This is a genomic window from Streptomyces inhibens (genome assembly GCF_022221585.1).
Lineage (GTDB): Bacteria > Actinomycetota > Actinomycetes > Streptomycetales > Streptomycetaceae > Streptomyces > Streptomyces inhibens.
Window position 1 is genome coordinate 9,687,214 of the sequence record NZ_CP084681.1, and the last position, 9,277, is coordinate 9,696,490.

Sequence of the window (9,277 nt, forward strand, 5' to 3'; positions counted from 1 at the left end):
TCCTCGTCCTGCTGCTTGCGCATCCTCGCCGCCTTGCGTGCGAAGTGGCGGCGTTGTCGTCGTACCTCGTACCACAGGGAACGCGATCGCCACGGCGCCGAACTCCGCTTCCAAGCCCTGACCGAACGCGAGGAGAACAACAGCGTCGCCATCGCCTCGAACGAGTCGTTCGGCGGCTGGACGAAGACCTTCACCCCCCCGCCTGTGCGCGGCCATCGTCGACCGGCTCACCTTCAACGCCACCATCATCGAGACCGGCACCGACTCCTACCGCCTCGCCAGCACCCGAGCCCGGGCCGAAGCCGAGCCCGGGCCGAAGCCGAGGCCGGCCAGTGCCGTAGCAGGCAACGTTCGCCCTGTAGACCGTGACGCCCGTCGGGCGATGTCCGCAACCGGCCAGCGTAACCGAGGGACATGGCTGCCCGGCCTGCCATCGGCTCCGCCACCACGACGCTGCGCTTCGCGCGTTGTGCTGTTGACTGCCGCGATCGGCGGCCCCGGAAAACGGTTCGACGGCTTTGCGGGGTCCTGACACAGTGGCGCACCATGCCGAACTTCGAGCTTGTGACCGCCGCGGACGTGCAGCTCATGCAGGGTCTGGCGCAGCGTGTCACCGCCACCCGCCCGGACCTGGTGAACAGCGACGCGACGTACGGCGAGCTGGCCTGGAACTGGGGCAAGGGGCACGCCAGCGACGGCGCAAGCTGGCCGCGTCGGCTGTGGTTTTCCGGCGGGAATCTGGTGGCGTGGGGCTGGGCCTATCTTCCGCACCAGGTCAAGCGGAGCGACGGGTCGGTGAAGGACATCACCGGCGCCTATCTGGCGTATCAGGTCCATCCCGACCACGCCGGGCTGGTTGACGAGGTGATCGACTGGTACGACGGTACGGCGGCGGACATCGAGCGTACGGTGATGCCGAGCGCCGCCGATGAGTTCGCCCTGAAACGATGGGCGGCGCACGGCTATGAGACCGACCCGGCCTCGCTCGGCGACACCGGGTCCTGGACCCAGCTCAACGAGCGGGACCTCACCGACGTGGAACAGCCGGTACTGCCAGCCGGATTCCGGTTCCGCACCGCCGACGAGGCCGGGCCGAAGGCCGCGGTCCAGGCCCATCTGGACGCCTGGGCTCCCTCGACGTACACGGCCGAGGGCTACCAGGGCGTCCGGAGGACGGCGACGTACCGCGGCGACCTGCACATCCTGGTGGAGGCGCCGGACGCAACGATGGCATCCTCGACGATCATGTGGCTCGACGAAGCGAACAAGACCGCTGAGTTCGAGCCGGTCGGGACGCATCCGCACTACCGCCGTCTGGGGCTGGGAAGGGCGATGCTTCTGCACGGAATGCATCTGGCGCGGGCAGCCGGGGCCACTCATATGACGGTCGCCTGCCTGGGCGCGCCGGGGCATCCCAAGGCACGCGGCCTGTACTACAGCGTCGGGTTCCGGGAGCTCACGCGGGACGTGCCGCTCATCCGCTCATCAAAACCAAAACCGCGGGCTGAGGACCGGGCGTTCGGGTAGCCGCTGGTCAAGCCACGTTGGCTCGGGCGACGACCTGACATAGGCGGGTGTCGACGGCGCGGCGGTTTCGCCAGATGATGCAGCGGCGGATCATGCTGCCTTGCTCTTTGTGGCTGCGATGGTCGGTGCCGTCAGGGCGAAGTAGCGCAGCGCAGTGAACTGGACTCGGACAGCCCAGCCCAGCCCAGCCCAGCCCAGCCCCCTCACGAACGCCGACCGACCCATCCATCTCGGCGACACAGCATCGCCGTCACCACTCGCGAACATTCCCAAGCAAGTTGATGGCCCACTGCTGCTGAAACTCATCGACAAACGCTGTCGCTGAAGGCGAACGAAGCCACTCCGCACGATGAAGGGCCCGGGTGCTTGCCGAAGTCATCCCCCGAGGCCAGCACGATTACCCCGCCGCCCGCCGCCCGCCGCCCGCCGCCCGCCGCCCGCCGCGCACACCAGCCCCGCGGCCAGCAACTTCACGATGCACAGCGCACAAAGCGCGCGCTCGGAACGCAGAGGCAACTGATGCTCGCGCAGCGGGCCCTGTTTGACCTTGACACGGTGACAAGGCCTTCACTGCTCGCCAAGGAGGTGGTCTCGATGACGATCACGAGACAGGACACGAATGCGATACGAGCGCTCCAAGGGCTAGAGGACAGCCGTTCGTCCGTACGACTGCGGGCTGCTCTGGCCGTCGGCACAACGCCTGACCCACGCTTCGTCGACAAACTCATCGAGCGATGCGCGATCGAGCCCGAGTTCTTCGTCCGCGACATGCTGACCTGGGCGCTCACCCGCCACCCAGTGTCCATGACGCTTCCCGAGCTGGTCCGCGAAGTCCGCTCGCAGCGTGCGCAAGCACGGAGCCAGGCACTGCACACGCTGTCCAAGATCGGGGACCGGCAGGCGTGGCCGGCGATCACACGGGCGCTGTTGTCCGACGCCGACGACGAGGTGGCGCGGAGCGCTTGGCGCGCCGCGGTCGTGCTCGTGCCGAAAGGCGAAGAGTCCGCGTTGGCCGCGGTGCTGGCGAGGCAGCTCGGGCGCGGTGGGCGCCAGACACAGTTGAGTCTCAGCCGGGCGCTGGTCGCGCTGGGGGAAGTGATCGTGCCGGCTCTGCACGCTGCGACGACGGCCCCCGACCCGTGCGTGCGCACACACGCACTCGCCACGCAACGGCTGCTGCGCGAACCGGACACCGGATTCGAGTTCGCGATCGAGGAGGCGAAGCGCGTTGTGGCCCTCGGCAGGTCCGGCCAGGAGGGATGATAAGACGTGTTGATCGGTGAGGTGGCGCGACAGTCCGGGGTCAGTGCCCGCATGCTCCGGCATTACGAGTCGCTCAATCTGGTGCAGCCTTCGGGCCGTACGGGCTCCGGTTATCGGGAGTACTCCGCAAAGGACATCCGGCGCATCTTCCACATCGAGAGCCTGCGGTCACTGGGGCTGTCACTGCGTGAGATCGGGCGCGCACTCGACGATCCCAGCTTCACGCCCTCGGCGCTCGTCGGCGACCTCATCCGTCAGACACGCGAACGCATCGCGGCCGAGACCGAGCTGCTCACGCGGCTGCGCCGGATCGATGCTGCGGACCCCGCCGGCTGGAAGGACGTCCTCCAGGTCGTCGCGCTCCTCCAGGCACTGGGGTCAAAGAGCGCCGACGCACGCCAGCGCGCGGCCCTTTCCTCGGCCGACGAGGTTCCGGTGCCGGTGGAGGCCCTGGTCGAGGCGGTACTGAGCGAGACGGAGCCGAACGTCGCCGGAGCCCTTCGATGGGCGCTGGCGCGATCGGGCGACGGCGGCCCGGCACTGCTCGCGAAGGGCCTCGACTCACCGGTGGCCGCGGTGCGGGAACGTGCCGTTCAATCCCTCGCCGAGATGCCCGGCGATGAGGCTACCGCGCAACTGCGGCACGCTCTCGCGCACACCGACGTCGTGGTCCGCGGGTATGCGGCTCTGGCACTCGGGACACGCGGAGTGGCCGACGCGGTCCCGACCCTCATCGACATGATCATCGAAGGAAAGAACGACACCGATGCAGCCGATGCACTGAACGCGCTGGCGAGCGACACCGCAACGGCGCATCAGATCGCGACCAAGCTCGTCGACCACCTCGCCCACGACACCACTGAAGCGCCTGCACGCGGACGGCTGGCCCAAGCGCTGGCCGCCGTCCCAGGAACGACGGCGTCACGCGCCCTCGTGGAACTGTCACACGACGAAGACCGTGCCGTTGCACTGACTGCGGCATACCTTCTTCAGCTACGCGACGCACAGTGACGGACCTCTCCCGAGGTGCCACGTACGCGGCCCGCAGGGCGGAGCGATCCCAGACATATCACCATCCACCGAAGGGAGACAGCGAACCTCCTGGCCGGCTTCCGCAGCACCACCCCAACACCGCAGCGGACGACGAGACCACGGTCGTCCACTTCCAAGTGCTGCTCCAGCGCCCATAGCCACGGAACGTCGTCATCCCAGCACGCCTCAACTGACGTTCAAAGAACACCCACCACCCGACCCGACCCCGAAATGCCCAGGCCAGGTACCCACCCCACCTGGCGGGCCAACCGCGACGCCCAGCCCGCCCAACTCGGACGCTAAAGGGCCAACCGAGCCGCTACGTCTCAGCTTGTGTGACTGAGCACCCCAGTTGGCCACCGTGCGTGCTTGTTGGCCACCGGGGCGCCCAACCGCGCCCGGACATCCTTCACCTTCGGCCGCTGCCCGAACAACTGCACTTGCGCCATCGTCCGTGCCCGGACGGGATCTGCCGTACGCCTCGTTCTTTCGCGGCGGCCACGCGATCCACCACTGCGCGCACTTCGACCTCGGTTACCGCGCAGCACTGACCATGCATGCGCCGAGAGCAGCAGCCCCTGCGCCGCAGAACACCACGACGAGGCGAACCGTCCAGTTGTCCTGGTCTATTGCCACCCGGATCGTTAGCCGCGAACGCACGCTGCTTGCCTTCGGGCCGCCACAACCAGCCTCACCACCAGCCTCTTCGTTACCGCGCCGTCCGCGACTGCCGCACCCACCTCTGGAACCGGAACCGATGCCATTGTCGTGACCCCACGGCCGCCGCCGACAACTGCAGCACGTGGTTCGACAACAACGGGCCCGGCGGCGCCGGCCGGGCCCACAAAAGCGCCCCGGCGTCTACGTACAAATCACGATCACCTGCGTAGACGGACAGCGGAACACCAGCGCCTGGCGCTATGGCTACGCCAAGGCCGAGTGCTCGTACGGCGTCGACTGGGAAGACGCCGTCTACGACACGAAGTGACCCTGAGCCGCCCGCACAAAAGCCACTGCGGGCTGTGACGGACAGGCGGTTGCCGCCTCTCGCGGGCAGCAACCACGCCCCGGTGACCTAGCCGAGCGGCACTGCAGCCGAAGAGCTCAGTGGGCCGCCGATCAAACTTCGTCGGCACACGCTCAAGGCTCAGTGCCACAGGCCAGTTACTGTCCCGACGCGAGCTGTACCCCTTGTCACCGCACAGGCGGTCCGGACACCCCTTCACTCCAACGGTCGGCGGACCTCGCCCGTGCCCAGTGCGATCACGGCCCGGGGCCGCATGGGCCCCTCGCTGCGCCGGGAGAGCAAGACCACCTCCTCGACCACCGCCGACAGCGCGCCGAGCCGGACAGCACACTCGGCGGCCAAGCGCTTTGGGTCCTGGGTGCGACCGAGAGACAAATGCGGGGTGAAGCCACCGACGCGCCCGCGGCAAAGGGGAAACCGCAGCCCCAACTCCCGGTAGAGACGGGCCCACGGCGCCGAGTCCGCCGCAGCCGGATCGAGCCACAACGTCGCGTAGCGCCGGTGCCGGAAGTACCGCACTCCGGCCAGGCGCGCCGTGAACGCCGTGCTCTGCGCCGCCCCGGCGGAGAGCAGCGGCACGGCCCGCGCGAACGCCTCCTCCGGCACGAAGCCGAACAGCAGATTCACATGCGGCGGCCACCGCCGGACCTGCGGATCGTGCTCCCAGCGGATGTCCTGAATCACCGGCCAGAGCCTCCGCGGCGGCAGCCACGCCACCGCCGTCCGGGCCGTCGGCGCCACCTCGAGCACATCTACCGGCTCGGCCCCGCCGAAGACCGGATTTCCATTCACACGGCCATGCTCCCAAACCGGGGCTCGAAAAACCGTCCAGAACCTCCCCGACGGCGCGCGCGCCAAGGCATGGCTTGTCACTCGGCACCGCCCACCGGTCCGTGCCGTAGGGACGGCGTAGAGGCCGGTGATCGGTCCTGCACACCACGCTGCCCTGCTCGAACCCCAGCACCGACCAGGCCAGGTCGGCCACCTCTGGCAACTTGTTGCAAAGTTACCTCACACATGGCAACTTTGTAACAAGTAAAAAAGTATTGCTTCGAGGGGTGGGCGAGTGCTTCAGATCCAGATCGGCGCCGAGCGCGCCGCAGACGCGGACGACGGCCTGGGACGGACCGACATCGGCTGGCGCCCCGGCATGAGCGAGCACGAGGCCTGGGAAGCCGGCCGCGGCATCTGGAAGTTCAACGCCGACCGGGCCCTCTCTCAAAACGAGGTGCAGATCATCAACACCGAGGGCACCGTTCTCGCCGTCGCAACGATCACCGGAATCTCCAAGCGCGGCGACCGCTACGCCCTCGAAGGCGACCTCCTGCACGGCGACCCCCGCGTCGGCAAACCCACCCCCAGCCCGCATCTGTCCCGCAACCCCATCACCTACATCTGAAAGGGAGCGGCCCGGTGAGTGACTTCGACGCGATCGACTCGCTGCTCGCCGCCGTCGGCCCACACGCCGGCCTCCCGGCTCCTGACGCCCGGCGGGAGCTGCGGGAGCGGGCGCGACTGTCCAAAGCACAGGTGGCCCGCGCCCTCGGCGTGAGCCCGTCCACGGTCGGCGGATGGGAAAGCGGCCGGGAGCCCGTCGGCGAGACACGCACCAAGTACGCGTATCTGCTGGACGGTCTGAGCGCCAAACTAGCCGCCGAGACCCAGACCCAGACCGCGGCGACGCCCCTTGCGGAACAGCCCGCGGCACCGGACGCCACCACAGCAGCCGCCGCCCCTTCGCCGGATCTCAACCAGAACCAGAGCATCGATGAGGAAGAAGCCCTCACCACCGCCGAGCCCTGTGTGCTGTGCGGCCGTCCGGCCCACCACCGGGTGGCAGGGTTCGTCCAGCACCTGGACCCAGCCGACTGCCGGCCCACCACGGCCACGGCACCTGCGCCTGCCTCCGAACAGCCCACACGACAAACCCCGAACCAGCCCTCACGCACGACACGTCCGGTAGAGCGTGCCAAGGAGCCGGCCCGGCGCGCCTTCCAGAAACCGTCCGGCCCGGCCGACCTGATCCACCAAACGGTTCAAGACGCGCTCGCCGAGCACCAGGGCGACGTCGACACGGCCACCACAGCCTTGTTGAAGAAGGCGATCCCCGACGCGATGCGACTACTGGACGAAACCCGCAAGGGCGCCCGCTACGACGTCATCGCCCACCCCTGGATCCCGGACATCCTCAAGAAGCAGACCTCCCGCGGCGCGGACCAGATCTGGGAGGCCCGCCCCAAGTGGACCCGCCACGAACTCCCCCCCGGCAGCCACGAGGTGACCGCACTCGACATCAACGGCGCCTACCTCTCCGCCCTCAAGACCCACCTCCCACTCGGCCAACTCGAACACTCCGCCGGCCCCGCCCACGACCGCCGCCGCGCCGGAGTACACCTGATCACCCCACCCCCCTGGGACCACGAGGCGGTACTGCCCAACCCGATCGGCAACCGGGACGAGCCCGGCCCGCTGTGGGTGACCGAACCCACCCTGCGCCTCCTGCTGCGCCTGTCCGGCCCGAAGTACGGGCTGTGCGCGCCGCCGGAGATCCATGAGTCGTACACATCCGGAGCCACCGAGAACCTCCTGGAGAAGTTCCGCGTCGCCCTGAAGGACGCCCGCGACACGGCGATCACCAAGAACGACGAGGTGACACTGGAGTACGTGAAGGCGATGTACTCCAAGTTCGTCTCCACGATGGGCGAGTCGAACTACAACCGGGAGCTCTACCGCCCGGACTGGATGCACATCATCCGCAGCCAGGCCTTCGCCAACCTCTGGATGAAGGCCTTCAAGGCCCACGACGAAGGCCTCGCCGTCGTCCGCGCGATGGGCACCGACGAACTCCACGTCATCGGCGACTGGCGCCGCGTCTTCCCCGCAGGACGCGGTGTTACCGAGGTCAAGGTCAAGGACACCTACACCACCGGCACCAACACCCACACGATCACGGGGGAGAAGCAGGAGTAATGCCGGAGAAGAACATCGACTTCGGGAAGTCCGGCGCCACCGGCATCAAGGACAGCGGGGAGCGGATTTCATTGAATTCTTCTTCCCTGCAACTGAGTGAATGCGTTCGCCCTTCTAACGGACCTTAGTGTTTTCTATCTAGCGCCATGAAGGCTTACTTCTGAGTATACTTGGCGAGTACTAACGCGAATTTACCGGGGAGGATCGCGCCCCTGGACCGCGTCGAATAATGAGGCGAAAAGAAGGAGAGCACCGGATGCCGGAGCACACCATCGAATTCGGCAAATACGGCGCGCGCGGCATCAAGGGACACGCCGCCGTCGCCCGCCAACTCGATGCACTCGCCGGCTACATCACCACCCCCATTACCACCCGGCGAGGCCTGATGGCCCGGCTGCGCTACCTCACCCGCACCGACCACGCCCGCGCCGCCGCCCGCGCCGCCGGCCTGACGGTCACCGACCGCACGATCAAAGCCTGGATGGAAGGCAAGCGCCGCCCGTCGAAAAAGAACCTCGAAAAGATCGAGACCGCCTATCTCACGGTGCGTCGGCACAACGTCGCCCGCTACCTGATCGCCCGCCTCAACCGCGAAGGCCGCGGTACTCGAGTGGAGTTCCACCCGCTCAACCAGTCCCAGGTGTCCAGGCCGCTCCAGCGCGTGGTCGAGTTCCGTACGCTCAACGTCCGCCGCTGGGACCGCATCGTCGAGGCCTGGGCCAAGGGGGACGATGCATCCCTCGATGACGCATGGGTCAACGACGCCGTCGTCGACCTCGGCTCCCAGTGGGGCCAGTACGAGTACGTCACCAACATCGGGTTCGCGGCCTGACGGTATGGCAGGCTACAAAGTCGGCTGCGCATCTCAGGTCTGACCACATATCAGCAGAACCCGTGCGACCGGGAACAGCCCGCTCCATCATCTCCTGAACGCACCACGGTTCCCAGTACGTGGGCTCGCCGCCACCTGCCCGATGCCGTTCTCCCGTACGGCCGAGCCTTCCTCGCCCTGGAGCGCCTGTGGCAGCACCTCCCACCCCTGCACTTCCTACGCCCGTCAGGGAGATCATTGGGCCGATCTCACAGCCCATTAGCTGATGGCGTCACACGATGAGGCGGGGCGGCGGCGCCAGCACTGGGACCGGGCCATTCGCAGTCTTGAACTTCCCTACAGGGGAGGCTTTTCACAAATTCAACGGAGTGATGGCGGGAACAATAGTTAAGGGAAACTCCAGAATCCCTGAAATTATTTTGACGGACCATCAGAGAATCTATGGAAAGCCGAAAGTGGCCGACCCTCAACCCCGTAGCCAGCCCCAGGAATTCGCGGAGCGAATTCCGTTAGGCCGAATTGCGGAGCAATTCGTGCCGCAGCCAACGGAGTTGGCTGCATCCGGCGGCGGAGCCGCCGGTGCGCCGCGCGGAGCGCGGCGAATCTCCCGCCGCGTAGCGGCGCGC

8 protein-coding genes and 2 pseudogenes are annotated in these 9,277 nt (G+C 67.5%); 8 read left to right on the plus strand and 2 right to left on the minus strand.

Going from position 1 to position 9,277, the window contains the following annotated elements; all coding sequences use genetic code 11:
• Positions 1-72: 72 nt before the first annotated feature.
• A pseudogene (locus tag KI385_RS43730) lies at positions 73-304 on the plus strand (ATP-binding protein); the annotation flags it as partial.
• Positions 305-546: 242 nt separating this feature from the next.
• Positions 547-1,527, plus strand: a complete 981-nt coding sequence (locus KI385_RS43735; RefSeq protein WP_238577498.1) for a GNAT family N-acetyltransferase — start codon at positions 547-549, stop codon at positions 1,525-1,527.
• A 7-nt stretch (positions 1,528-1,534) separates the two neighbouring features.
• Here KI385_RS43735 and KI385_RS44380 read toward each other — a convergent pair.
• Positions 1,535-1,698: pseudogene (locus KI385_RS44380) on the minus strand (transposase); the annotation flags it as partial.
• A gap of 423 nt (positions 1,699-2,121) precedes the next feature.
• Here KI385_RS44380 and KI385_RS43740 point away from each other — a divergent pair.
• The 3 genes from KI385_RS43740 to KI385_RS43750 all read left to right on the plus strand — a co-directional run bounded on the left by KI385_RS43740 (position 2,122) and on the right by KI385_RS43750 (position 4,810).
• Positions 2,122-2,790, plus strand: coding sequence for a HEAT repeat domain-containing protein (locus KI385_RS43740; RefSeq protein ID WP_238578082.1), 669 nt, complete (start codon positions 2,122-2,124; stop codon positions 2,788-2,790).
• Positions 2,791-2,796: 6 nt separating this feature from the next.
• Positions 2,797-3,801 (plus strand): MerR family transcriptional regulator, encoded by a 1,005-nt coding sequence (locus KI385_RS43745; RefSeq protein ID WP_238577499.1) that lies wholly within the window; start codon positions 2,797-2,799, stop codon positions 3,799-3,801.
• Between the two features lie 823 nt (positions 3,802-4,624).
• Positions 4,625-4,810 (plus strand): hypothetical protein, encoded by a 186-nt coding sequence (locus tag KI385_RS43750; RefSeq protein WP_238577500.1) that lies wholly within the window; start codon positions 4,625-4,627, stop codon positions 4,808-4,810.
• A 234-nt stretch (positions 4,811-5,044) separates the two neighbouring features.
• Here the strand turns inward: KI385_RS43750 and KI385_RS43755 are convergent, their stop codons facing one another.
• Positions 5,045-5,641 (minus strand): 2'-5' RNA ligase family protein, encoded by a 597-nt coding sequence (locus tag KI385_RS43755; protein WP_238570185.1) that lies wholly within the window; start codon positions 5,639-5,641, stop codon positions 5,045-5,047.
• A gap of 274 nt (positions 5,642-5,915) precedes the next feature.
• Here KI385_RS43755 and KI385_RS43760 point away from each other — a divergent pair, with 274 nt between their 5' ends.
• The 3 genes from KI385_RS43760 (at position 5,916) to KI385_RS43770 (ending at position 8,651) form a co-directional block, all read left to right on the plus strand.
• Positions 5,916-6,248: a hypothetical protein gene (locus KI385_RS43760; RefSeq protein WP_238570184.1), complete on the plus strand. Its 333-nt coding sequence runs from the start codon at positions 5,916-5,918 to the stop codon at positions 6,246-6,248.
• Positions 6,249-6,262: 14 nt separating this feature from the next.
• Positions 6,263-7,819: a helix-turn-helix domain-containing protein gene (locus KI385_RS43765; RefSeq protein ID WP_238570183.1), complete on the plus strand. Its 1,557-nt coding sequence runs from the start codon at positions 6,263-6,265 to the stop codon at positions 7,817-7,819.
• Between the two features lie 256 nt (positions 7,820-8,075).
• On the plus strand, positions 8,076-8,651 hold the full coding sequence (locus KI385_RS43770; protein WP_238570182.1) for a transcriptional regulator: 576 nt from the start codon (positions 8,076-8,078) through the stop codon (positions 8,649-8,651).
• Positions 8,652-9,277 lie beyond the last annotated feature (626 nt).

What these genes read in the sequence shown, in the direction of transcription:
- KI385_RS43735 (WP_238577498.1), top strand. Translation starts at nt 547, where the DNA reads ATGCCGAACTTCGAGCTTGTGACCGCCGCGGACGTGCAGCTCATGCAG.
- KI385_RS43740 (WP_238578082.1), top strand. Translation starts at nt 2,122, where the DNA reads ATGACGATCACGAGACAGGACACGAATGCGATACGAGCGCTCCAAGGG.
- KI385_RS43770 (WP_238570182.1), top strand. Translation starts at nt 8,076, where the DNA reads ATGCCGGAGCACACCATCGAATTCGGCAAATACGGCGCGCGCGGCATC.